General features: G+C 62.2%; 19 protein-coding genes and 4 tRNA genes. 4 read left to right on the top strand and 19 right to left on the bottom strand.

The window, feature by feature from the left end; genetic code table 11:
- Positions 1 to 84: 84 nt before the first annotated feature.
- The 4 genes from tuf (KYK29_RS11290) to rpsL all read right to left on the bottom strand — a co-directional run bounded on the left by tuf (KYK29_RS11290) (position 85) and on the right by rpsL (position 4,356).
- The gene (gene tuf, locus KYK29_RS11290) at positions 85 to 1,260 is read right to left on the bottom strand and encodes an elongation factor Tu (RefSeq protein WP_254691001.1); all 1,176 of its coding nucleotides are present in this window, start codon (positions 1,258 to 1,260) and stop codon (positions 85 to 87) included.
- Positions 1,261 to 1,326: 66 nt separating this feature from the next.
- The gene (gene fusA, locus KYK29_RS11295; RefSeq protein ID WP_254691002.1) at positions 1,327 to 3,426 is read right to left on the bottom strand and encodes an elongation factor G; all 2,100 of its coding nucleotides are present in this window, start codon (positions 3,424 to 3,426) and stop codon (positions 1,327 to 1,329) included.
- Between the two features lie 32 nt (positions 3,427 to 3,458).
- The gene (rpsG, locus tag KYK29_RS11300) at positions 3,459 to 3,929 is read right to left on the bottom strand and encodes a 30S ribosomal protein S7 (RefSeq protein WP_254691003.1); all 471 of its coding nucleotides are present in this window, start codon (positions 3,927 to 3,929) and stop codon (positions 3,459 to 3,461) included.
- Positions 3,930 to 3,984: 55 nt separating this feature from the next.
- On the bottom strand, positions 3,985 to 4,356 hold the full coding sequence (gene rpsL / locus KYK29_RS11305) for a 30S ribosomal protein S12 (RefSeq protein ID WP_003507760.1): 372 nt from the start codon (positions 4,354 to 4,356) through the stop codon (positions 3,985 to 3,987).
- Between the two features lie 560 nt (positions 4,357 to 4,916).
- Here rpsL and KYK29_RS11310 point away from each other — a divergent pair.
- Positions 4,917 to 5,216: a transcriptional regulator gene (locus tag KYK29_RS11310; RefSeq protein ID WP_254691004.1), complete on the top strand. Its 300-nt coding sequence runs from the start codon at positions 4,917 to 4,919 to the stop codon at positions 5,214 to 5,216.
- Positions 5,217 to 5,408: 192 nt separating this feature from the next.
- On the opposite strand, the gene KYK29_RS11315 is transcribed toward KYK29_RS11310, so the two are convergent.
- From KYK29_RS11315 to KYK29_RS11380, 14 genes are all read right to left on the bottom strand, one after another.
- Complete coding sequence (locus KYK29_RS11315; protein ID WP_254691005.1) at positions 5,409 to 6,779, bottom strand: IS1182 family transposase; 1,371 nt, start codon at positions 6,777 to 6,779, stop codon at positions 5,409 to 5,411.
- 106 nt (positions 6,780 to 6,885) lie between these two features.
- A complete protein-coding gene (gene rpoC, locus KYK29_RS11320; protein WP_254691006.1) occupies positions 6,886 to 11,097 on the bottom strand; it encodes a DNA-directed RNA polymerase subunit beta' in 4,212 nt (1,403 codons plus the stop codon).
- 212 nt (positions 11,098 to 11,309) lie between these two features.
- On the bottom strand, positions 11,310 to 15,452 hold the full coding sequence (rpoB, locus tag KYK29_RS11325; protein WP_254691007.1) for a DNA-directed RNA polymerase subunit beta: 4,143 nt from the start codon (positions 15,450 to 15,452) through the stop codon (positions 11,310 to 11,312).
- 257 nt (positions 15,453 to 15,709) lie between these two features.
- Entirely contained in the window at positions 15,710 to 16,087 is a 378-nt protein-coding gene (gene rplL, locus KYK29_RS11330; RefSeq protein ID WP_254691008.1) for a 50S ribosomal protein L7/L12, read from the bottom strand.
- 60 nt (positions 16,088 to 16,147) lie between these two features.
- A complete protein-coding gene (rplJ, locus tag KYK29_RS11335; protein WP_254691009.1) occupies positions 16,148 to 16,666 on the bottom strand; it encodes a 50S ribosomal protein L10 in 519 nt (172 codons plus the stop codon).
- A 341-nt stretch (positions 16,667 to 17,007) separates the two neighbouring features.
- The gene (gene rplA / locus KYK29_RS11340; protein WP_254691010.1) at positions 17,008 to 17,706 is read right to left on the bottom strand and encodes a 50S ribosomal protein L1; all 699 of its coding nucleotides are present in this window, start codon (positions 17,704 to 17,706) and stop codon (positions 17,008 to 17,010) included.
- 2 nt (positions 17,707 to 17,708) lie between these two features.
- Positions 17,709 to 18,140: a 50S ribosomal protein L11 gene (gene rplK, locus KYK29_RS11345; RefSeq protein WP_254691011.1), complete on the bottom strand. Its 432-nt coding sequence runs from the start codon at positions 18,138 to 18,140 to the stop codon at positions 17,709 to 17,711.
- 200 nt (positions 18,141 to 18,340) lie between these two features.
- Positions 18,341 to 18,871: a transcription termination/antitermination protein NusG gene (nusG, locus tag KYK29_RS11350; protein WP_254691012.1), complete on the bottom strand. Its 531-nt coding sequence runs from the start codon at positions 18,869 to 18,871 to the stop codon at positions 18,341 to 18,343.
- Positions 18,872 to 18,887: 16 nt separating this feature from the next.
- On the bottom strand, positions 18,888 to 19,088 hold the full coding sequence (gene secE / locus KYK29_RS11355; RefSeq protein WP_254691013.1) for a preprotein translocase subunit SecE: 201 nt from the start codon (positions 19,086 to 19,088) through the stop codon (positions 18,888 to 18,890).
- Between the two features lie 189 nt (positions 19,089 to 19,277).
- Positions 19,278 to 19,353: transfer RNA gene (locus tag KYK29_RS11360), tRNA-Trp, on the bottom strand.
- A gap of 371 nt (positions 19,354 to 19,724) precedes the next feature.
- Positions 19,725 to 20,900 carry an elongation factor Tu gene (gene tuf, locus KYK29_RS11365; protein ID WP_254691001.1) on the bottom strand — a complete coding sequence of 392 codons (1,176 nt, stop codon included), beginning with the start codon at positions 20,898 to 20,900 and terminating at the stop codon, positions 19,725 to 19,727.
- A gap of 223 nt (positions 20,901 to 21,123) precedes the next feature.
- Entirely contained in the window at positions 21,124 to 21,408 is a 285-nt protein-coding gene (locus KYK29_RS11370) for a hypothetical protein (RefSeq protein ID WP_254691014.1), read from the bottom strand.
- A 159-nt stretch (positions 21,409 to 21,567) separates the two neighbouring features.
- A tRNA-Gly gene (locus tag KYK29_RS11375) sits at positions 21,568 to 21,641 on the bottom strand.
- 24 nt (positions 21,642 to 21,665) lie between these two features.
- Positions 21,666 to 21,750, bottom strand: a tRNA-Tyr gene (locus tag KYK29_RS11380).
- Between the two features lie 207 nt (positions 21,751 to 21,957).
- On the opposite strand from KYK29_RS11380, the gene KYK29_RS11385 reads away from it, so the two are divergent.
- Complete coding sequence (locus KYK29_RS11385) at positions 21,958 to 22,842, top strand: TrmH family RNA methyltransferase (RefSeq protein ID WP_254691015.1); 885 nt, start codon at positions 21,958 to 21,960, stop codon at positions 22,840 to 22,842.
- A 75-nt stretch (positions 22,843 to 22,917) separates the two neighbouring features.
- Here KYK29_RS11385 and KYK29_RS11390 read toward each other — a convergent pair whose 3' ends face one another.
- Positions 22,918 to 23,541 carry an FMN-dependent NADH-azoreductase gene (locus tag KYK29_RS11390; RefSeq protein ID WP_254691016.1) on the bottom strand — a complete coding sequence of 208 codons (624 nt, stop codon included), beginning with the start codon at positions 23,539 to 23,541 and terminating at the stop codon, positions 22,918 to 22,920.
- A 294-nt stretch (positions 23,542 to 23,835) separates the two neighbouring features.
- Between KYK29_RS11390 and KYK29_RS11395 the strand changes: the two genes are divergently transcribed.
- On the top strand, positions 23,836 to 24,783 hold the full coding sequence (locus KYK29_RS11395; RefSeq protein ID WP_254691017.1) for a LysR family transcriptional regulator: 948 nt from the start codon (positions 23,836 to 23,838) through the stop codon (positions 24,781 to 24,783).
- 54 nt (positions 24,784 to 24,837) lie between these two features.
- Positions 24,838 to 24,913: transfer RNA gene (locus tag KYK29_RS11400), tRNA-Thr, on the top strand.
- The last annotated feature ends 3 nt before the right edge of the window (positions 24,914 to 24,916 follow it).

The raw sequence follows: 24,916 nt of genomic DNA on the forward strand, positions 1-24,916 counted from the left end.
CGACCAATCCGCCATCTTTTCAAAGATCGGAGGGACGGGTTGCCCCGTCCCTGCCCTTAACAGCGGCCTTAGTCGGCCTGCTGCTTACTCGACGATCGAAGCGACGATGCCGGCGCCGACGGTGCGGCCGCCTTCGCGGATGGCGAAGCGCAGCTTTTCTTCCATCGCGATCGGAACGATCAGCTCCACGTCGACCGTCACGTTGTCGCCCGGCATCACCATTTCCGTGCCTTCCGGAAGCGTAACGATCCCCGTCACGTCCGTCGTGCGGAAGTAGAACTGCGGACGGTAGTTCGTGAAGAACGGCGTATGACGGCCGCCTTCTTCCTTCGTCAGGATGTAGGCTTCCGCCTTGAACTTCTTGTGCGGCTTGACCGAACCCGGCTTGCACAGGATCTGCCCGCGCTCGACGCCTTCACGGCCGACGCCGCGAAGCAGCGCGCCGATGTTGTCGCCGGCCTGGCCCTGGTCGAGCAGCTTGCGGAACATCTCGACGCCCGTGCAGGTCGTCTTCGTCGTCGGACGGATACCGACGATCTCGATTTCCTCGCCGACCTTGACGATGCCACGCTCGACGCGGCCCGTCACAACCGTGCCGCGGCCCGAGATCGAGAACACGTCCTCGATCGGCATCAGGAACGGCTGGTCGATCGGACGCTCCGGCGTCGGGATGTATTCGTCGACGGCCGCCATCAGCGCGCGGATCGCGTCTTCGCCGATTTCCTTGTTCGAGCCTTCAAGCGCGGCAAGCGCCGAACCCTTGATGATCGGAACGTCGTCGCCCGGGAATTCGTAGGACGACAGCAGTTCGCGAACCTCGAGCTCGACAAGCTCCAGAAGCTCGGCGTCGTCGACCTGGTCGACCTTGTTCAGGAACACCACGATCGCCGGAACGCCGACCTGGCGGGCCAGGAGAATGTGCTCGCGCGTCTGCGGCATCGGGCCGTCGGCGGCCGAAACCACCAGGATCGCGCCGTCCATCTGCGCCGCGCCGGTGATCATGTTCTTCACATAGTCGGCGTGGCCGGGGCAGTCGACATGCGCATAGTGGCGGTTCGGCGTCTCGTATTCGACGTGCGACGTCGAAATCGTGATCCCGCGAGCCTTCTCTTCCGGCGCTGCGTCGATCTGCTCATACGCCTTGAACTCGCCGAAGAACTTCGTGATCGCAGCCGTCGTCGACGTCTTGCCATGGTCGACGTGGCCGATCGTGCCGATGTTTACGTGAGGCTTCGTGCGCTCGAATTTACCTTTTGCCATTTCCGGCTCTCCGTTGCTTGTCCCGCTCGCGGGAATTCATTCAACCTTGTTCGGGCTGCACCCCGGTCACTTCTGACCGGAGTACTTTGCCTGGATTTCCGCCGCGACGTTCGTCGGGACCGGCGCGTAATGGTCGAAGACCATCGAATACTGGGCGCGCCCCTGCGACATCGAGCGCAGGCTGTCGACATACTTGAACATGTTCGCCAGCGGCACATGGGCGGAGATGACCACGGCAATGCCGCGGCTTTCCTGGCCCTGGATCTGGCCGCGACGCGAGTTCAGGTCGCCGATAACGTCGCCGACGTAATCTTCCGGCGTTACCACCTCGACCTTCATCATCGGCTCGAGGAGCTGCGCGCCGGCCTTCTTCGCCGCTTCACGGAAGCAGGCGCGGGAGGCGATTTCAAACGCGAGCACCGAGGAGTCGACGTCGTGGAAGGCACCGTCGATGAGCGTCGCCTTGACGCCGAGCATCGGGAAGCCGGCCAGCGGACCCGAAGACAGGACACTTTCGATGCCCTTCTGGACACCGGGAATGTATTCCTTCGGAATAGCGCCGCCGACGATCTTGGACTCGAACTTGAAGTCTTCACCTTCCGGGTTCGGTTCGAAGATGATCTTGACGCGCGCGAACTGTCCGGTACCGCCGGTCTGCTTCTTGTGCGTATAGTCTTCTTCGCAGTTCCGCGTGATCGTTTCGCGATAGGCGACCTGCGGCGCGCCGATGTTCGCCTCGACCTTGAACTCGCGACGCATGCGGTCGACGAGAATGTCGAGATGAAGCTCGCCCATGCCGGCGATGATCGTCTGGCCGGATTCCTCGTCGGTCTTGACGCGGAACGACGGGTCTTCGGCTGCCAGGCGGTTGAGCGCGAGGCCCATCTTTTCCTGGTCGCCCTTGGACTTCGGCTCGATCGCGATCTGGATGACCGGCTCGGGGAATTCCATGCGCTCGAGGATGACCGGCTTCAGCGGATCGCAGAGCGTGTCGCCCGTGGTGGTTTCCTTGAGGCCCGCAAGAGCGACGATGTCGCCGGCGAAGGCTTCCTCGATATCCTCGCGCGAGGACGAGTGCATCTGCAGCATGCGGCCGACGCGCTCGCGCTTCTCCTTCACCGTGTTCATCAGCGACGAGCCCTTTTCGAGCTTGCCGGAATAGATGCGGCAGAAGGTGAGCGAACCGACGAAGGGGTCGTTCATGATCTTGAAGGCGAGCAGGGAAACCGGCTCGTTGTCGTCCGGATGACGCTCGATCTCGGCTTCCGTCTTGACGTCGATGCCCTTGATCGCAGGGATATCGGCCGGCGACGGCAGGAAGTCGACAACCGCATCGAGAAGCGGCTGGACGCCCTTGTTCTTGAAGGCCGTACCGCAATAAACCGGATGGAACTTCACGTCGATCGTGCCGCGGCGGACAAGTTCGCGAATCTTGTCGTTATCCGGATAGTTGCCTTCCAGATAGGCCTCCATCGCGGCCTCGTCCAACTCGACGACGGTCTCGATCAGCTTCTCGCGGTATTCCTCGGCAAGCGCCTTCATGTCTTCCGGGATATCGACAACGTCCCACTGCGAGCCGAGCGCTTCGTCGTGCCAGATGAGTGCGTTCATCTCGATGAGATCGACGACGCCCTTGAATTCGCTTTCAGCGCCGATCGGCAGCTGCATGGCGACCGGAATCGCACCGAGACGCGACTTGATCATGCTGAGGCAGCGGAAGAAATCGGCGCCCGTCTTGTCCATCTTGTTGCAGAAGATCATGCGCGGAACATGATACTTCTCGGCCTGACGCCAGACGGTTTCCGTCTGGGGCTCCACGCCGGCGTTCGAATCGAGCAGCGCGATCGCGCCGTCGAGAACACGCAGGCTGCGTTCGACTTCAATCGTGAAGTCGACGTGGCCGGGGGTGTCGATGATGTTGAAACGGCGCATCCTGCCGTCACGGCCCTTCCAGAAGGTCGTGGTGGCGGCCGACGTGATCGTGATGCCGCGTTCCTGCTCCTGCGCCATCCAGTCCATGGTGGCCGCACCGTCATGCGTCTCGCCCATCTTGTGGGACTTGCCGGTGTAATAGAGGATACGCTCGGTCGTCGTGGTCTTGCCGGCGTCGATATGCGCCATGATACCGAAATTTCGGTAGTCTTCGATCTTGTATTCGCGAGTCATGAAGGGACTCCTTTCGAGACGTCTAGTTTCGGTTACCAGCGGTAATGCGAGAACGCACGGTTGGCGTCAGCCATCTTGTGCGTGTCTTCCCGCTTCTTGACCGCGCTGCCGCGATTGTTCGACGCATCCATGAGTTCGCCGGAAAGGCGCTCGACCATGGTTGTTTCGTTACGCTTGCGCGCAGCCGCGATCAGCCAGCGGATGGCGAGGGCCTGACGACGCTCGGGACGAACATCGACCGGAACCTGATAGGTGGCGCCGCCGACACGACGCGAGCGCACTTCGACATGCGGTGCGACGTTGTCGAGAGCAGAGTGAAACACCCCGAGCGGATCCTGCTTCGCCTTGCCCTGCACGACGTCGAAAGCGCCGTAGACGATCGACTCGGCGACGGACTTCTTGCCGTCCAGCATGATGGCGTTCATGAACTTGGTGACTACGAGGTCGCCGAACTTCGGGTCCGGATTGATCTCGCGCTTTTCTGCTCTATGGCGACGGGACATATTAATCGTCTCTCACTTGAATGGACTGGCCGGCGGAATGGCGCCGGTTACAATATTACTTCGGACGCTTCGCACCGTACTTGGAGCGGCGCTGCTTGCGGTTCTTCACACCCTGCGTATCGAGGACGCCACGGATGATATGATAACGGACACCCGGAAGGTCCTTGACGCGGCCGCCGCGGATCATCACCACGGAGTGCTCCTGAAGGTTGTGGCCTTCACCCGGGATGTAACCGATGACTTCGAAACCATTGGTCAGACGGATCTTTGCGACCTTGCGCAGGGCCGAGTTCGGCTTCTTCGGGGTCGTCGTGTAGACGCGGGTGCAAACGCCGCGCTTCTGCGGGTTTTCCTGCAGGGCAGGAACCTTGTTGCGCTTTACCTGCGCCTGGCGCGGCTTGCGGATCAACTGGTTTACGGTAGGCATAGAACCATCCCTTGGTAAATCTTGTCTCGTTACCCTTGCGGGCGAATGTATGCCGTCACCGGCAACTGCGACACGCTCGTCTCCATGCGCAAAACGAGGCCGATCCGCACACGGCGAATGGCCCGATTAGGCAGAGGACGCGACATCAACCGCGTCATGCGTGCAGCAGTCATGTTTCCAACGTGCGTCGAACCCTGTTTGAGGCGAACTCCAGAACGAGTCGTTCCGAACCAGCCAGCCTCACATAGGCTCTGATGGCGTGCGGTCTACTGGCTTAAGGGTTAAACGTCAAGGGGAGCGACGAAAGAAACTTGCTCGCATCCGGCCGGACGCCCTGAGGCGTAGGGCTTTCAGCCCCCTGTTCGACGCCGGATACCGCATCGCCGACACTCCGTCGGAACATCGAAATCTTAACAGGCCGTATAGACAGAATCAATCGGGATGCATGGGCCGGGCAACGATTCCCCGACGGCCGGAAAGCTCCGCGGAAATTTATCGGTTGGGTTGGCCTCCCCTGCCCTGTATAGAGACCCGTAAATTCTGCCCCGAAGGAGACGCCCATGGCGGCCAATGCCCATAATGACAACAGCACGTCCGACGAGCCGATGGTCTTCATCATCATCGGCAAGGCCTATGAACGCGACGGGGACGAGGAAGGCATCGATATCCATGTCATGCTGAGCGCCCCTGACGACGACACCGCCGTACGCGAGGCGCTGAACGCGCTCTCCGAGGAAGGTTTCCTCGAAGCCGACCTCGACCAGATCGGCACGCTCACCGAAGTGCCGGAAGACGAGCCCCATGCCTCGGCCTATCGCGGCGCGCTCGAAGGCGAAGTGGCGATCATCCGCTTCGCGTGATGACGGCCTCCCCCGGCTCCCCGAGCTCTCCGCCCCGCCGGCATCGAGCGCACGCATAAACAAAAAGCCGCCCGGTTTTGTCGGGCGGCTCAGACTGCTGACAAACCCCGTCATGTTTGGCGGGGTTTTGTTTTAGGCTGATATTCTTGAGTGGAATGTCGTGCTGTTTTTGGATGGCAGATGGTTTGGGCCTCAAGCGAGGCCGGGCTTCGGTGCTTTGGTGAGCGCCAGGGCGATTTTCTTGATGTTCTGAGCGGCGGCGGCCAGCAGGCACTGGCACGCGACCCGGGTCAGACTTCGGAAACGGGCATAGCGATGCCCGTGAAGCTGCTTGGCATCGGCAAAGGAGCGTTCCACCGTCTCTTTTCTGCGTTTGTAGATCGCCTTGCCCCAAGGTGTCAGCCGATGCGCATCAGTGCGCTCGCGGGCGTCAGACCATACATGGCGGGTAATGGTGCGGGTTGCGGCGGCGTTTGAGGTGCAGGAGGCGAGCAGCGGGCAATCGCGGCAGATCTTTGGGTCTGAGCGATAGTGGCGATAGCCGTTGCGGTCGGTGGTGGCGTAGGGGAGCAACTGACCTTGTGGGCAGACATAGCCATCTTGCTGACCCTCATAGACGAACTTTGATTTGCGCATCATGCCGGGACGCGGTGGCGTCGGGTTACGGTAGCCGGTGACGCCAAGGATAGCGCGATCCTCCAGCCCCTTGGCAATGCCGGACGTGGCATAGCCTGCATCAAGCCCGACGGCCTGAACATCGAAGGCGAAGCGTTGGCGCTGTCGGTCCAGCCGGTCGAGATAGACGATCGAGTCATGCACATTGGCTGGCGTGACATATGTGTCGGTGATGATCGCATGGCGGCCATCGACGGTGCGGTGATCGAGGTAGAAAAACCCTTTCGGCTTGCCCTCGCGCACCATGTAGCCGGCATCGGGATCAGTGCGCGACACCTTGGTTTCCTTGACCTCAGCTTCGCGCTCCTTCTCCTTCAACGGCTTTTGGCCATGCAGCGCCCGCTCGGCCTCGATCGCCCGGTCAAGATCGGCCCAATAGTCCGAGCAAGACTTTTCGATTATCTGCAGATCATATTTGCCCTTGTTGGCATTCACCTTCAGATGGGTCGAATCCGTATAAAGCACCTGGCCATCCACCAGCCCGTGGCGGATCGCCTGTTCGACGATGTGATCGAAGAAGTCCTGCACCACATCCGTGTCGTTGAAGCGGCGGCGACGGTTTTGCGACAGGGTCGAGGCGTCGAACACCCGATCCGTCAACTTCATGCGCAGAAACCAGCGATAGGCAACATTGACCTCGATCTCGCGCACCAACTGGCGCTCCGAGCGGATGCCAAACAAATAGCCGATGAACAAAGCCTTGAACATCAAGGTCGGATCGAGCGGCGGACGACCATTGTCGGCGCAATAGAGCCCCGCAACCCGATCATGAATGAACGAAAAATCGATCACCGCGTCGATCTTGCGAAGCAGATGATCCTTCGGCACCAAACCATCGAGTGTCACCATCTCGAGAGCGGTCTGTGCGGGGCTGGGTTTCTTCAACATGACCCAGTGAATCAAAAACCCCTAGCCAAAGCTAGGGGTTTGTCAGCAGTCTGAGCCGCCCGGTTTTGTCGGGCGGCTTTTTCATTTGTCGGAAGATCGCTCCGGCCTATTCGGCCGGCGCATTCTCGCTGCCGGCCAGTTCCGCCAGCATCGGGGTGGCGACGCCCGCGCCGGTCGACTTGCGGCGCTCGTCGAGGATCATCTCGTCGCGCGCCGTGGCGATCCGGCGGATCTGGGTCATGGTGCCACCGGTTCCGGCCGGAATCAGGCGGCCGACGATGACGTTCTCCTTGAGGCCCTGAAGACCGTCGGTCTTGCCGGCAATCGCAGCTTCCGTGAGAACCTTCGTGGTCTCCTGGAAGGACGCCGCCGAGATGAACGACGGGGTCTGGAGCGATGCCTTCGTGATGCCGAGCAGGACGGGATCGCCGACGGCCGGCTTCTTGCCTTCCTCGATCAGAGCGTCGTTGACGTCATCCAGTTCGATGCGGTCGACATTGTCGCCGACGATATACGTCGAATCGCCGGCATCCGTGATCTCGACCTTCTGCAACATCTGGCGAACGATCACCTCGATGTGCTTGTCGTTGATCACCACGCCCTGCAACCGGTAGACTTCCTGGATCTCGTTGACGAGGTAGGAAGCCAGCGCTTCCACGCCCTTGATCGCCAGGATGTCGTGCGGCGCGGGGTTGCCGTCGAGGATATAGTCGCCCTTCTCGATGTAGTCGCCGTCCTGAAGATGGAAGGGCTTGCCCTTCGGAATCAGGTACTCGACCGGTTCGACACCGTCTTCCGCCGGCTCGATCGCGATACGCCGCTTGTTCTTGTAGTCGCGACCGAAGCGAACCGTGCCATCGATTTCGGCGATGACCGCATGATCCTTCGGACGGCGTGCCTCGAACAGTTCGGCAACACGCGGCAGACCGCCGGTGATGTCCTTGGTCTTGGCGCTTTCCAGCGGCGAACGGGCCAGCACGTCGCCCTGCGAGACCTTGTGGCCCGGCTCGACCGACAGAATGGCGTCGACCGACAGCAGGAAGCGGGCTTCACCGCCACGCGCCAGCTTGGCGACCGCGCCGCTCTTGTCCTTGATGACGATCGCCGGCTTGAGATCGGCGCCGCGCGGCGTCGAGCGCCAGTCGATGACCGAACGCTTGGTGATGCCGGTGGATTCGTCCGTGGTCTCCAGAACCGAGATACCGTCGACGACGTCCTCGAATTCCACGGTGCCTTCCACTTCCGTCATCATCGGGCGGGTATAGGGGTCCCACTCGGCCAGTCGCTGGCCGCGCTTCACCGTATCGCCGTCGTCGACGAAGATCTTCGAACCATAGGCGACGCGCTGCGAGGACCGCTCCACGCCACGCTCGTCGAGGATCTGGACCGCCATGTTACGGCCCATCGCCACGAGCACGCCGTCGGAGTTGCGCAGCATGTTGCGGTTCTTGATCTGCACCGTCCCCTCGTAGGAGGCTTCCAGGAACGACTGGTCGACCACGGTCGCCGTGCCGCCCAGGTGGAAGGTGCGCATGGTGAGCTGGGTGCCCGGCTCGCCGATGGACTGCGCGGCGATGACGCCGACAGCCTCGCCGATATTGACCGGCGTGCCGCGCGCAAGGTCGCGGCCGTAGCAGACGCCGCAAACGCCCGTCTGGATCTCGCAGGTCAGCGCCGAACGGATCCGGACCGACTGGATGCCGGCCTTCTCGATTTCGACGACCTGCGCCTCTTCGATCATCTTGCCGGCCGGAGCGATCAGCTCGCCCGAAATCGGATGCAGGATGTCGTCGAGAGCCGTACGGCCGAGCACGCGCTGGCCGATCGACGCCACCACCTGGCCGGCGTCGACGATCGCCGTCATGGTGAGGCCCCGCTCGGTGCCGCAATCGACATGCGTGACGATGCAGTCCTGCGCGACGTCGACGAGACGGCGGGTCAGGTAACCCGAGTTCGCAGTCTTCAAGGCGGTGTCCGCCAGACCCTTGCGGGCGCCGTGCGTCGAGTTGAAGTACTCGTTCACGGTCAGGCCTTCCTTGAAGTTCGAGATGATCGGCGTCTCGATGATCTCGCCCGAGGGCTTGGCCATCAGGCCGCGCATGCCGCCGAGCTGGCGCATCTGGTTCGGAGAACCGCGGGCGCCGGAGTGCGACATCATATAGATCGAGTTCATCGGCTTCTGGCGGCCGGTCTCGGGGTCGAATTCGACGGCCTTGATGCGGGCCATCATTTCTTCCGCGACCTTCTCGGTGGCCTTGCCCCAGGCGTCGACGACCTTGTTGTACTTCTCGCCCTGGGTGATCAGGCCGTCGTTGTACTGCTGCTCGTATTCCTTCACCAGATTTTCGGTATCCCCGACGATCTTCGCCTTGGCGTCCGGAATGACCATGTCATCCTTGCCGAAGGAGATGCCGGCCTTGCAGGCATTGGTGAAGCCGAGCTGCATGATGCGGTCGCAGAAGATGACCGTGTCCTTCTGGCCGCAATGGCGGTAGACCGTGTCGATCATCTTGGAGATGTTCTTCTTGGTCATCTCCTGGTTGCAGACATCGAACGGAACGTTCGGGTCGCGCGGCAGAAGCTCGCCGATGATCATGCGGCCGGGCGTCGTCTCGTAGATGCCGGAAACGGGCTTGCCCTCGGCGTCCACGGTCTTGTAGCGGCCCTTGATCTTCGAATGCAGCGTGACGATCTTGTTTTCCAGCGCGTGGTGCAATTCGCCCATGTCGGAGAAGGCCATGCCCTCGCCTGGCTCGTTCTGGTTCATGATCGACAGGTAGTAGAGGCCGAGCACCATGTCCTGCGACGGCACGATGATCGGTGCGCCGTTCGCCGGATGCAGGATGTTGTTCGTCGACATCATCAGCACGCGGGCTTCAAGCTGCGCTTCCAGCGAAAGCGGAACGTGAACGGCCATCTGGTCGCCGTCGAAGTCGGCGTTGAAGGCCGTGCAGACGAGCGGGTGCAGCTGGATCGCCTTGCCTTCCACCAGGATCGGTTCGAAGGCCTGGATGCCCAGGCGGTGCAGCGTCGGCGCACGGTTGAGCAGCACCGGATGTTCCCGGATCACCTCGTCGAGGATATCCCAGACTTCCGGCTTTTCCTTCTCGACCAGCTTCTTGGCCTGCTTGACGGTCGAGGAGAAACCCTTCGCGTCGAGGCGGGCGTAGATGAACGGCTTGAACAGCTCGAGCGCCATCTTCTTGGGCAGGCCGCACTGATGCAGCTTCAGCTCGGGACCGGTCACGATGACCGAACGGCCGGAGTAATCGACGCGCTTGCCGAGCAGGTTCTGGCGGAAGCGGCCCTGCTTGCCCTTGAGCATATCGGACAACGACTTCAGCGGGCGCTTGTTGGCGCCGGTGATGACGCGGCCGCGGCGGCCGTTGTCGAAGAGCGCATCAACCGATTCCTGAAGCATGCGCTTCTCGTTGCGGATGATGATGCCCGGCGCGCGCAGTTCGATCAGCCGCTTCAGACGATTGTTGCGGTTGATGACGCGGCGGTAGAGATCGTTGAGGTCCGACGTGGCGAAGCGGCCGCCGTCCAGGGGAACCAGCGGGCGCAGGTCCGGCGGGATCACCGGAACGACCTTCATGATCATCCACTCGGGACGATTGCCGGAATCGATGAAGTTCTCGACGATCTTCAGCCGCTTCATCAGCTTCTTCTGCTTCAGTTCGGACGTCGTGTCGGCAAGCTCCGCACGCAGATCGCCGGCGATCTTGTCGAGCTGCATCGAGGCCAGCATCTCATAGATGGCCTCGGCGCCGATCATCGCCGTGAACTGGTCCTCGCCGTATTCGTCGACGGCGATCATATATTCTTCTTCGGAGAGAAGCTGGTTCTCCTTGAGCGCGGTCAGGCCCGGCTCCGTGACGATGTAGTTCTCGAAATAGAGAACCCGCTCGACATCCTTCAGCGTCATGTCGAGCAGCGTCGCGATGCGCGACGGCAGCGACTTCAGGAACCAGATATGGGCGACGGGCGCGGCCAGTTCGATATGGCCCATGCGCTCGCGGCGAACGCGCGACAGCGTGACTTCGACGCCGCACTTTTCGCAGATGATGCCCTTGTACTTCATGCGCTTGTACTTGCCGCACAGGCACTCGTAGTCCTTGATCGGGCCGAAGATGCGGGCGCAGAAGAGACCGTCGCGTTCCGGCTTGAACGTGCGGTAGTTGATCGTCTCCGGCTTCTTGATCTCACCATAGGACCAGGAAAGAATCTTCTCGGGAGACGCGATCGAGATCCGGATGGAATCGAACGTCTGCGCAGGCACCTGCGGGTTGAAAAGGTTCATGACCTCTTGGTTCATGCCTATCTCCTTCGTGGGCCTAAGCCCTCTTTTGTCTGACGCAATTCCGGACGGAAAACCGCTACGCACTTTTCCTGGAATTGCTCCTAGCAAGCGATTGCGGCGATACCCGGGTGCCGCAAGGCTGCCTGAAACGGATGAGCCGCCCCGCGCCGATGATCTGGCGGAGGCGGAAACGGTGCGCGCCTTTCGGGCGCGCACCCTAGTCAGGCTTATTCCGCCGCGTCGGGAAGCTGGCCGGCTTCCGCCGCCTGGTCGACCTTGGAGTTCTCGAGTTCGACCGACAGGCCGAGGGAGCGCATTTCCTTGACGAGAACGTTGAAGCTCTCCGGAATGCCCGCCTCGAACGTGTCGTCGCCACGAACGATCGCCTCATAGACCTTGGTGCGGCCCGCCACGTCGTCCGACTTCACGGTCAGCATTTCCTGCAACGTGTAGGCGGCGCCGTAGGCTTCGAGCGCCCAGACCTCCATTTCCCCGAAGCGCTGGCCGCCGAACTGCGCCTTGCCGCCCAGCGGCTGCTGGGTAACGAGCGAGTAGGGACCGATCGAACGGGCATGGATCTTGTCGTCCACGAGGTGGTTCAGCTTCAGCATGTAGATGTAGCCGACCGTGACCTGGCGGTCGAAGGCGTCGCCGGTGCGGCCGTCATAGAGCGTCGACTGGCCGGTGACATTGAGGCCGGCGATCTCGAGCATCTCGTTGACGTCCTTCTCGATGGCGCCGTCGAAGACCGGAGTGGCGATCGAAACGCCGCCGCGGGTCTGTTCCGCAAGGCGAAGGATGGAGTCGTCGTCATAGTCCTTGATCGGCTCGCCCTTGGCGCCCGAACCCATGACGTGATCCAGCGTCTCGCGCAGCGGCTTGATGTCGCCACCCGCCTTATAGGCGTCGAGCATCTCGCCGATCTGCCTGCCCATGCCGGCGCAGGCCCAGCCGAGGTGCGTCTCCAGAATCTGGCCGACGTTCATGCGTGACGGCACGCCGAGCGGATTGAGAACGACATCGACATGGGTGCCGTCTTCAAGGAACGGCATGTCCTCGACCGGAACGATGCGGGAGACGACGCCCTTGTTGCCGTGACGGCCGGCCATCTTGTCGCCGGGCTGGATCTTGCGTTTGACGGCAACGAAGACCTTGACCATCTTCATGACGCCCGGAGGCATCTCGTCGCCACGCTGGACCTTCTCGACCTTGTCCATGAAGCGCTGCTCAAGGCGCGACTTGGATTCGTCGTACTGGCCGCGAAGCGCCTCGATCTCGCCCTGGACCTTCTCGTCCTCGACGGCGAACATCCACCACTGCGAGCGGGGATATTCGGAGACGACGGCGTTGGACAGTTCCGTGCCCTTCTTGAAGCCCTTGGGGCCGGCGACGGCAACATGGCCGCGCAGCATGTCGATCAGACGGCCGTAGACGTTACGGTCGAGGATCGCCTGCTCGTCGTCCCGGTCCTTCGCCAGACGCTCGATCTCCTCGCGCTCGATCGCCATCGCGCGTTCGTCCTTCTCCACGCCGTGGCGGTTGAAGACGCGAACCTCGACGATCGTGCCGAAGGTGCCGGGCGGCATGCGCATGGACGTGTCGCGCACGTCGGAGGCCTTTTCGCCGAAGATGGCGCGCAGAAGCTTTTCTTCCGGCGTCATCGGACTTTCGCCCTTCGGCGTGATCTTGCCGACGAGAATGTCACCCGGCTGCACTTCCGCGCCGATATAGACGATGCCCGCTTCATCGAGGTTCTTCAGCGCTTCTTCCGAAACGTTCGGAATGTCGCGCGTGATTTCCTCCGGTCCGAGCTTGGTGTCGCGGGCCATGACCTCGAACTCCTCGATATGGATCGAGGTGAAGACGTCATCACTCACGATGCGCTCGGACAGAAGGATCGAGTCCTCGTAGTTGTAGCCGTTCCACGGCATGAACGCGACCAGCGCGTTGCGGCCGAGCGCCAGGTCGCCGAGGTCGGTCGACGGACCGTCCGCGATGATGTCACCCTTGTTGATCACGTCGCCGACGTTGAGCAGCGGGCGCTGGTTGACGCAGGTGTTCTGGTTGGAACGCTGGAACTTCTGCAAGCGATAGATATCGACGCCGGACTTCGACGGGTCGAGGTCCTCGGTGGCGCGGATAACGATACGGGTCGCATCGACCTGGTCGACGACGCCGCCGCGGCGGGCGGCGATCGCCGCGCCCGAATCGCGGGCCACGACCGGCTCCATGCCGGTGCCGACGAAGGGGGCTTCCGCCCGCAGGAGCGGGACGGCCTGACGCTGCATGTTCGACCCCATGAGCGCGCGGTTGGCGTCGTCGTTCTCAAGGAACGGAATGAGCGCCGCCGCGACCGAAACGAGCTGCTTCGGCGAAACGTCCATCAGGTTGATCTGGTCGCGCGGCGCCAGCATGACTTCGCCGGAGTGCCGGCAGACGACGAATTCCTCGGCGAAGGAGCCGTCGTCGTTCAGGATCGAGTTGGCCTGCGCGACATGGTACTTGGCCTCTTCCATGGCGGAGAGATAGACCACGTCGTTCGTCACCCTGCCCTCGTCGATCTTGCGGTACGGGCTTTCGATGAAGCCGTACTTGTTGACGCGGGCGAAGGTTGCAAGCGAGTTGATCAGGCCGATGTTCGGGCCTTCCGGCGTCTCGATCGGGCAAATGCGGCCGTAGTGGGTCGGGTGAACGTCGCGGACTTCGAAGCCTGCGCGCTCACGGGTCAGACCGCCCGGGCCGAGAGCCGAAAGACGGCGCTTGTGGGTGATTTCCGAAAGCGGGTTCACCTGGTCCATGAACTGCGAAAGCTGCGAGGAGCCGAAGAACTCCCGCACGGCGGCGGCCGCCGGCTTCGCATTGATCAGGTCCTGCGGCATGACCGTGTCGATCTCGATCGAGGACATGCGTTCCTTGATCGCGCGCTCCATGCGCAGGAGGCCGAGACGATACTGGTTTTCCATCAGCTCGCCGACCGAACGCACGCGCCGGTTGCCGAGGTTGTCGATGTCGTCGATCTCGCCCTTGCCGTCACGCAGGTCGACCAGCATCCGCACGACCGCAAGAATATCCTCCTTGCGAAGCGTGCGGACGGTGTCCGCGGCGTCGACATCCAGACGCATGTTCATCTTCACCCGGCCGACGGCCGAAAGATCGTAGCGCTCCGGATCGAAGAACAGCGTGTTGAACATGGCTTCCGCCGATTCCATGGTCGGCGGCTCGCCCGGACGCATGACGCGGTAGATGTCGAACAGCGCGTCCTGACGATTCTGGTTCTTGTCGGCGGCAAGTGTGTTGCGGATGTAGGCGCCGATATTGATATGGTCGATATCGAGGATCGGAAGCTGCGTGAGGCCGCCCGTCAGAATGACCGGCAGCGTCTTCTCGTCGATTTCGTCGCCGGCTTCGAGGTAGACCTCGCCGGTCTCGCTGTTGACGAGGTCTTCCGCCAGATAGTTGCCGTAAAGGTCGTCGTCGGTCGCCTTGAGAGCCTTCAGGCCCTTCTCGGAGAGCTGGCGCAGCAGGCGCGGCGTGAGCTTCTTGCCGGATTCGACGACCACTTCGCCGGTGTCGGCGTCGATGAGATCGGAAATGGCCTTCTGGCCCTTCAGCGCATCCGCGTTGAAGGGAACGCGCCAGCCTTCGCCGTCACGCTCGTAGAGCGACTGCGTATAGAAGGTCGAGAGGATTTCCTCGCCGTCCATGCCGAGCGCCATCAGCAGCGACGTCGCGGGGATCTTGCGGCGGCGGTCGATGCGGGCATGCACGATGTCCTTGGCGTCGAACTCGATGTCCAGCCAGGAGCCGCGATAGGGGATGACGCGGGCGGCAAAGAGCAGCTTGCCGGAGGAATGGCTCTTGCCCTTGTCGTGATCGAAGAAAACGCCCGGCGAACGGTGCATCTGCGAGACGATGACGCGCTCGGTGCCATTGACGATAAAGGTGCCGTTGTCCGTCATGAGCGGCATGTCGCCCATGTAGACGTTCTGCTCCTTGATGTCCTTGACGGACTTCGCGCCCGTATCCTCGTCGATATCGAACACGATGAGGCGCAGCGTCACCTTGAGGGGAGCGGCGTAGGTCAGGTCGCGCTGGCGGCATTCCTCGACGTCGAACTTCGGCTGTTCGAACTCGTAGGAAACGAATTCCAGCATGGATGCGCCGGAAAAGTCGGTGATCGGGAAAACCGACTTGAAAACCGACTGAAGGCCCTCGTCCGGACGTCCGCCGGCGGGCTCTTCAACCATCAGGAACTGGTCGTAGGACGCCTTCTGAACCTCGATGAGGTTCGGCATCTCCGCGACTTCGGGGATTTTACCAAAAAACTTGCGTACGCGCCTGCGACCGTTAAACGAAAGGGTCTGAGCCATCGTCGCTCCTTCAAATTTTTGCATCCGGGCCTGCAACGGACGGGGTTCGCTGGCCAGGCGATCCCGTCGATCAATGGGTTGGTTCAAACTCGTCTCGCCAGCCGGGCGACGGGCCGGATTGCCACATTCGCCTGGCGGAAGACCATCCTCTTGAAGAACCCATTACCCAAAAGCCGGTTTTCGCGGCTTTTGGGTAATCAGTTCGCTGGAAGCGTCGAAGGGAGAGGACCGAAGCCCTCCCCCAGCGCATTCCGGTATTACTTGACGTCGACCTTGGCGCCGGCGTCCTCAAGCTTCTTCTTGAGGTCAGCGGCTTCGGCCTTGGAAACAGCTTCCTTGACCGCCTTCGGCGCGCCTTCGACGAGATCCTTGGCTTCCTTGAGGCCAAGACCGGTGATGGCGCGGACTTCCTTGATGACGTTGATCTTGTTGGCGCCAGCGTCCACCAGGATAACGTCGAACTCGGTCTTTTCTTCTTCGGCAGCAGCCGGAGCAGCGCCACCGCCAGCAGCGGCAACGGCGACCGGAGCAGCAGCCGAAACGCCCCACTTCTCTTCGAGAAGCTTGGAAAGCTCAGCAGCTTCCAGAACGGTCAGCGACGAGAGTTCTTCAACGATCTTTGCGAGATCAGCCATTTTCTTAAGTCCTTATATTCGGTTCGAACTGGTATTTCTGATTTACAGCGAAAAACCGCCTCAAGCGGCTTCGTCCTTCTTGGCGTAGGCTGCGAACACGCGGGCAAGCTGGCTTGCCGGTGCGGCCGTGACCGTGGCGACGCGCGTTGCCGGGGCTGCAAGCAGGCCCAGAAGCTTTGCGCGAAGCTCGTCGAGCGAAGGCAGCGTCGCAAGCGACTTGACAGCTTCCGCGTCGAGCGTGGTCGAGCCCATGGCGCCGCCGAGAACAACGAGCTTGTCGTTGGTCTTGGCGAAATCCATGGCAACCTTGGGAGCCGTGATCGGGTCGTCGCTGTAAGCGATCAGCGTCTGACCCTGGAAGAGATCAGACATCCCTTCCGACTCCGTACCCTGAAGGGCGATTTTGGCCAGGCGGTTCTTCGCGACCTTGACGGTACCGCCCGCAGCACGCATCTTCGAACGAAGATCGTTCATCTGCGAAACGGTGATACCGGCATAGCGGGCCACGACAACCGAGCCGGAAGCCTTGAAGACCCCGTTCAGCTCCGTGACGAATTCGCGTTTTTCCGCTCTTTCCACTGCCTATCTCCAGTTGGCAGGATCCGTGAAAACTCACGGGGGACCTGCCGGGTTTGCCTTTGCCGCCAGGGATCCGCCTGATCGGAAGATCCCGAGCGACGCTCGAGGATCCTGTCCCCTCGCGCTCGGCTTTCTGCAAAGCCGCGGCACAAGGCAAGGTAGGTTCGAACCGAATTCCGCGTCATCCGACGCCTGAATTGCGGGTCTTACCCGTCTCATGCAGGCAAAGTGATTAAGGGATAACCACCTGCAATCTCGGACAGGAGTTCCGGGTTGCCCCGGAAATCCCCGGCCCGAAGGCCGGGAATTCTATACGTGCTCCGGTCGGGGCCGGACCACGATCAGGCGACGGTGAGCGTCGCCAGGTCGATCTTGACGCCCGGTCCCATCGTGGACGAAATGGCGACACGCTTGACGTAGTTGCCCTTCGCGCCGGTCGGCTTCGCCTTGATGACGGCATCGGCGAAAGCCTTGATGTTCTCTTCAAGCGCCTTGGCGTCGAAGGAAGCCTTGCCGACGCCCGCATGGACGATACCGGCCTTCTCGACGCGGAACTCGACGGCGCCGCCCTTGGACGCCTTGACGGCGCCGGCGACATCCATGGTCACCGTGCCGACCTTCGGGTTCGGCATCATGCCGCGGGGGCCGAGAACCTTGCCGAGACGACCGACCAGCGGCATCATGTCCGGCGTGGCGATGCAACGATCGAAATCGATCTTGCCGCCCTGGACGATTTCGAGCAGGTCTTCCGCACCGACGATATCCGCGCCGGCAGCCTTGGCTTCGTCCGCCTTGGCGCCACGGGCGAAAACGGCGACGCGAACGTCGCGGCCCGTGCCGTTCGGCAGATTGACGACGCCGCGAACCATCTGGTCGGCATGGCGCGGGTCAACCCCGAGGTTCATGGCGACTTCGACGGTTTCATCGAACTTGGCGGTGGCGCGTTCCTTGACGAGCGCGATAGCCTCGGAAATGTCGTAGAGCCTGACCGGATCCACGCCTTCACGGGTCTTCTGAATACGCTTTGCGATTTTGGCCATGGTCAACCTACCACTTCCAGGCCCATGGCGCGGGCGGAGCCCTCGACCATCGCCATTGCGCCTTCGATATCGGCGGCGTTGAGATCCTTCATCTTTGCTTCGGCGATCGTCTTGACCTGGGCCCTGGTGATCGTGCCGATCGCCGCGCCCTTGCCCGGCGTCTTCGAGCCGGACTGGATCTTCGCTTCCTTCTTCAGCAGATACGTCATCGGCGGCTGCTTCATGATGAAGGTGAAGGACTTGTCCTGGTAATAGGTGATGACGACCGGGATCGGCATTCCCTTTTCCATTTCCTGCGTGGCGGCATTGAACGCCTTGCAGAATTCCATGATGTTGATGCCACGCTGACCGAGCGCAGGTCCGATCGGCGGCGACGGATTTGCCGCGCCGGCGTTTACCTGCAGCTTGAGCTGGCCTGCTACTTTCTTAGCCATTTCTCTCTGCCTTTCACTGTGCGGCCGGTCGCCCGGCCCTCGATGCCGACCAGAAGGCCGGCGGCTGCGGTTGCGTGGTACGGCCGGCACGCCCGGCTTGAAGGTCGCCCGGCCTTCCACGCGATTGGCGGATCACCGCCACCGGCGCCCGGAGACGCCGAATTCCCGGCGGCGGCGCCATAGCGCCGCCCACCAGCGGATCAGGTCTTCTCGACCTGGCTGTATTCCAATTCCACGGGCGTGGCGCGACCGAAGATCGACACCTCCACCTTGAGCCGCGAACGCTCCTCGTCGACATCCTGAACGATGCCGTTGAATGAGGCGAAGGGACCGTCGGACACCCGGACCTGCTCTCCGATCTCGAAGGAGACCGAGGGCTTCGGCCGCTCGACGCCGTCCTGGACCTGCGACAGGATACGCTCGGCTTCCGAATCCGGGATCGGAACCGGCTTGTTGTCCGAACCGAGGAAACCCGTGACGCGCGGCGTGGTCTTGATCAAGTGATAGACCTCATCCGTCAGGTTCGCCCGCACCAGCACGTAGCCGGGGAAGAACTTGCGCTCGGAATCCACCTTGCGGCCGCGACGGATCTCGACGACCTTCTCGGTCGGAACGAGAATCTTCTCGAAGAGATGATCGAGACCCTTCTGGCGGGCCTTGTTCTCGATATCCTCGGCGACCTTCTTCTCGAAATTCGAATAGGCGTGGACGATGTACCAACGCGAAGCCATGTTCATCTCCAACCAATCACGCGCCGACGTTCAGGACGAGCCCGATCACCCAGCCGATCAACTGGTCCGACGCAAAGAAAAACAGCGCGGCGAGAAAAGCCATGACCAGAACCATGATGGTGGAGATCATCGTCTCACGCCGCGACGGCCAGGTCACTTTCGACGTTTCAGAGCGAACCTGCTGGAGAAACGCTATCGGATTCGTTTTAGATGCCATTGAATGCCCACGCCATTACGGCGCGTAAAGCTGAAATCTCAGCCCCACGCACCGCGTGTCTGTTGTGCCCTACATAAAGCCCGATTCGTATTTCCACAAGGGGCAACCGGGCTTTTCATGAATTTAGGCGGATGCTTCCGCCATGCCACGTCGACCGCCGCTGCACGCTTCCCGCGCTGACCGGCCGGATGGCAGGGGCAGAGGGGCTCGAACCCCCGACCTGCGGTTTTGGAGACCGCCGCTCTACCAACTGAGCTATACCCCTATGACCAGACCGGAGAAGACGAACCGCCGCCGCCAGCCAAGGCATGGCGTCTTTACGGCGCGCCGCGGCGCTTGGCAAGTGCGAAACGCGCATTTTCCGTAATAAGTCAGTCCTTTCGGCAAAGGCCCGGACCAACACCCGGAAGCGCTCCCCTGCCCCGTCTTTTCGCGGCCCCCGGAAACCGGAAGGAATATAAAAAAGCCCCCGCGGTTTCCCGCAGGGGCCTTGTTCGTAACAGCGGCCTTAGCCGGCCTGCTGCTTACTCGACGATCGAAGCGACGATGCCGGCGCCGCGTGCAAATCGCGCTCACGCGCCATTTGCACATTCCTGTTTCCGTCGGCAGACGTGCGGCATCACCGCACTTCGATCGTCACTCGACGATCGAAGCGACGATGCCGGCGCCGACGGTGCGGCCGCCTTCGCGGATGGCGAAGCGCAGCTTTTCTTCCATCGCGATCGGAACGATCAGCTCCACGTCGACCGTCACGTTGTCGCCCGGCATCACCATTTCCGTGCCTTCCGGAAGCGTAACGATCCCCGTCACGTCCGTCGTGCGGAAGTAGAACTGCGGACGGTAGTTCGTGAAGAACGGCGTATGACGGCCGCCTTCTTCCTTCGTCAGGATGTAGGCTTCCGCCTTGAACTTCTTGTGCGGCTTGACCGAACCCGGCTTGCACAGGATCTGCCCGCGCTCGACGCCTTCACGGCCGACGCCGCGAAGCAGCGCGCCGATGTTGTCGCCGGCCTGGCCCTGGTCGAGCAGCTTGCGGAACATCTCGACGCCCGTGCAGGTCGTCTTCGTCGTCGGACGGATACCGACGATCTCGATTTCCTCGCCGACCTTGACGATGCCACGCTCGACGCGGCCCGTCACAACCGTGCCGCGGCCCGAGATCGAGAACACGTCCTCGATCGGCATCAGGAACGGCTGGTCGATCGGACGCTCCGGCGTCGGGATGTATTCGTCGACGGCCGCCATCAGCGCGCGGATCGCGTCTTCGCCGATTTCCTTGTTCGAGCCTTCAAGCGCGGCAAGCGCCGAACCCTTGATGATCGGAACGTCGTCGCCCGGGAATTCGTAGGACGACAGCAGTTCGCGAACCTCGAGCTCGACAAGCTCCAGAAGCTCGGCGTCGTCGACCTGGTCGACCTTGTTCAGGAACACCACGATCGCCGGAACGCCGACCTGGCGGGCCAGGAGAATGTGCTCGCGCGTCTGCGGCATCGGGCCGTCGGCGGCCGAAACCACCAGGATCGCGCCGTCCATCTGCGCCGCGCCGGTGATCATGTTCTTCACATAGTCGGCGTGGCCGGGGCAGTCGACATGCGCATAGTGGCGGTTCGGCGTCTCGTATTCGACGTGCGACGTCGAAATCGTGATCCCGCGAGCCTTCTCTTCCGGCGCTGCGTCGATCTGCTCATACGCCTTGAACTCGCCGAAGAACTTCGTGATCGCAGCCGTCGTCGACGTCTTGCCATGGTCGACGTGGCCGATCGTGCCGATGTTTACGTGAGGCTTCGTGCGCTCGAATTTACCTTTTGCCATGTCTTTTAATTCCTGTGAACGAACAATAGGCTAACCGGCCTTTCCGGTTTGGCAGCCGTTTAAGGCTTTCGAAAAGAATGCGCAAGCCTTAATGCGCGGGAAAATCCGCCGCAAACGCGTGGCGTCGGGCCGGATTTTCCAAAACACCACGCTTCCGAATCGCTTTCCCGGGGCGACACCCCGGCGAAACACGGCCGCCCGGCAGGACCGGCGCCCCTGCCCTCTAGCGGTAGAAACCGGGGATGATATCAATCCGGCGCCGGGAAATGATCTCCAGCGACCGATCCGGACGAATCCGGTAGCGCTCGACATACTCCCGCCCGACAGGAGCGGTGAAACGATGCTCGAACGTGCTGCCGACGGGGGATTTCGTCAGCTTCGTGCGGGGCTGGCCATTATAGGTGATGCTTCCCGGGATCGGCTCCAGAACCGGCGAGGACGTCGACGCCACACAGCCGGCGAGCATGAGGGCACCCGCGAGAAGCAAGAGGTTTCCGATCTGTCGCATCCGTTTCTCCTGTCAGATCGCCAGCAACTCCGCGCGTGGACAAATGGTTCCGCAAGCATGGACCGATCAGGACGATAGACGCAAAAGCCTATCATCGCCCCTGCGGAAAAACCATCGCCCGACGACGGGATGGATAGCAGCGACAAGAAGGGAGTTTGTTGGAGCGGGTAGCGGGAATCGAACCCGCGTATTCAGCTTGGAAGGCTGCTGCTCTACCATTGAGCTATACCCGCGGGTCTTTGATCCTGCTGACGAAATGGTGGAGGGAGTTGGATTTGAACCAACGTAGGCGAAGCCAACGGATTTACAGTCCGTCCCCTTTAACCACTCGGGCATCCCTCCATATTTCGTCGGGACCAAGCGACCAGGCATCGATCGGAAGAGCCGCTGCCGTGAGCCCCGGTGTCTTCGATCTGGCGCGGTATATGACCGGACGAAATCATCCTGTCAACACGAGGCTACGGAAAAATATGGGAAAAACACAAAGCGGCGACAGCGCCGGCGCATGTCGGCATTTGCGCCGCCCGCAAGGACCGTTATAAGGTCTGCATGAGCAAGGACGAGACCGGCGGCCGCTCCGCCAAGGACACCCATTACGCCAAGCTGCGCCGTACGTACCGCGACCAGCGGCGCGAACGCGGCGAGATTCCCACGCCCCGGGACGACCGCCGCCGCAAGCAGGCAGAAAACTGGAAGGCGCCGGCCGTCGCTGCCGATGAGGTGCGCCTCTACGGGCTGCATACGGTCCGGGCGGCGCTCGACAATCCCGAGCGCGAGATCCTCCGCCTTTCGGTGACGCTGAATGCCGCCCAGCGGCTCGGCCTGCCCGATCCCGCAACGCTGCCCTATCCGGTCGAAAGCGTCTTGCCGTCGGATCTCGACCGGGCGCTCGGTCCCGAGGCGATCCATCAGGGAGTGATGCTGGAAACGCGCCCCCTGCCCGTTCGCCGGCTGGAGGCGCTGAAGGACAGCCCCCTGCTCCTCGTCCTCGACCAGGTGACCGACCCGCACAACGTCGGCGCCATCATGCGCTCGGCTGTCGCCTTCAACGCCGGCGGGGTCATCACGACGCAACGCCACTCACCGGCCGAATCGGGCGTGCTCGCCAAGACGGCCTCCGGCGCGCTGGAACTCATTCCCTATATCCAGATCACCAATCTGGCCGAAGCGCTGGAGGAACTCCACCGGCTCGGCTTCCTGACCGTCGGGCTCGATTCGGAAGGGCCGGCGCCGCTCGAAGGCACGCTTTCGGGCAAGCGAATCGCCCTCGTCATGGGCTCGGAGGGCAAGGGCCTGCGCCAGAAGACGCGCGCGACCTGCAAGGCGCTCGCCCGGCTCGACATGCCGGGCGCCATCAAGTCCCTCAACGTCTCGAATGCGGCGGCGATCGCCCTTTACGCCTCGCGCCGTTTCCTGGCGGAAGCCACCGGCTGAGACGACCCGCGCGCAAGGCGGATCGGCCCACGGGACGGAGCGGCCTGTCCGGCCACATCGCCGCCCGACCGGCGATCAGCCGGTCTGCTTCATGGGTTCGGCGCCCGAGATGACGCGCTCGGCCTCGGAAATCGCCGCCAGTTTCGAATCGGCGCTCAGGTTCAACCCCTCAGCGCGCACGATCTGCACGTCATCGATCCCGATGAAGCCGAAAACCGTGCGAAGGTAGCTCTCCTGATGGTCCATCGCGGAGGCCGGGCCGACGCTGTAAAGGCCGCCACGGGTGGAAAGGATGATCACCCGCTTGCCCTTCGCCAGCCCCTCCGGCCCGTCCGCCGTATAGCGGAAGGTCTTTCCGGCGACGGCGATGCGGTCGATCCACGCCTTGAGCTGGCTCGGCAGGGAGAAATTATACATGGGGGCGCCGATGACGATCGTATCCGCCGCCAGGAACTCCTCAAGCACGGCATGGCTTTCGGCGACATCGGCCGCCGTGTCCGCGTCCACCTCCGCCGCCGGCGCGTTGGCCGCAGCGAGGTGCGTACCCGACAAATGGGCAAGCGGACGGGCGACGAGATCCCGATAGAGGACGGTCATTTCGGAATTCTCCGCGCGCAACTGCGCCACCGCCGCTGCAGTAAGGCGGCGGGACACGGAGTTTTCTCCGAGAATTCCGGAATCGATATGGAGGGTCTTCATGAAATGCACCTGTTTTGGGTTGTGGTGCACCGCATATGTTACAAAAACAATCGCATTATAAGACGGCAAATATCCAATTGACCGTTTCCTACAGGAAACAATAAGAGTAGCTGACAAAACCTCCGGGCGGAGAATAGCCGAAGGATTTTCGTTCGCCTGCAAGGACCCGACCGCCGTCGATGCCGGAGGCATCGGCTGAGGATTGACGACACGGCGGGCGACGAGAAGAACCGGCCAGCCGATCCCATGAGGTTTTGTCAGGCGCTCTGAGACGGGCCGAACAGGAGACCGGACATGCAGGACCTCAACGATCTTGCGCTTTATGCAGCCGTGGTGCGCCATCATGGCTTCACGGCGGCGGCCAAGGCGCTCGGCATACCGAAGTCGAGGATCAGCAAGCGGATCGCGACGCTGGAACAGCGCCTTGGCGTGCGGCTCATCGAGCGCTCCACGCGCAAGCTGAACATCACGGATGTCGGCCAGGCCTTCTACGAACGCTGCGAGGCGGTGCTGGCGGGCGTCGAGGCGGCCGAAGCGGTGGTGGCGGTGGCGAAGGCCGAGCCGACCGGTACGGTCCGCATCGCCGTGCCGCCGGGTTTCGCGCCGGCGGTGGCGGATATCCTGCCGGCCTTCATGAAGAGCCATCCGCAAGTCAGGCTGTCCGTCATCGTCACCGGCCGGCCGGTGGATCTCATCGAGGAGAGGATCGACATCGCGCTGCGGGTGCGCGAGGGCTACGAGATGGACCAGTCGCTGGTGGTGCGCCGCTTTGGCGGGACGCGCCGCTATCTGGCCGCAAGCCCGCAGTTCCTCGATCGACATGGCCCTGTCACCTTCGATGCGATCTCCCGCCTGCCCACGCTCTCCATGCAGGAAAACAGGTCGAAGCCGACCTGGACGCTCGTCAACGCGGATGGCGAGGCCCGCGACATTCCGCACGATCCCGTGCTCACCTGTTCGGATTTCACCATTCTGGAGCGCGCCGCCGTCGCCGGTATCGGCCTTGCGCTGTTGCCGGACATCATCGTCGAACGGGGCTTTCGCGCCGGGCTGCTTTCGCCGGTCCTGCCGGAATGGTCCTCGACCGAGGCGACGGTCCATGCGGTTTTCACGTCCCGGCACGGCATGCTGCCGGCGGTGCGGGCGCTGATCGACTACCTCGCCAAATATCTGCCCCGCTCCATGCAACGCTGCCAGGAAATGGCCGTCGCCTCGCTGCTGTCGGCCGACTGGTCCATCTGACCCGGCCTTTTTCCCTTTACAGCCGCCCGATTTATGATAACTCCCTGTCGGAGCGCCCTTATAGCTCAGTTGGTAGAGCACCTGATTTGTAATCAGGGGGTCCCGGGTTCGAGTCCTGGTGGGGGCACCAAAA

The organism is Shinella daejeonensis (assembly GCF_024281235.1).
Taxonomy (GTDB): domain Bacteria; phylum Pseudomonadota; class Alphaproteobacteria; order Rhizobiales; family Rhizobiaceae; genus Shinella; species Shinella daejeonensis.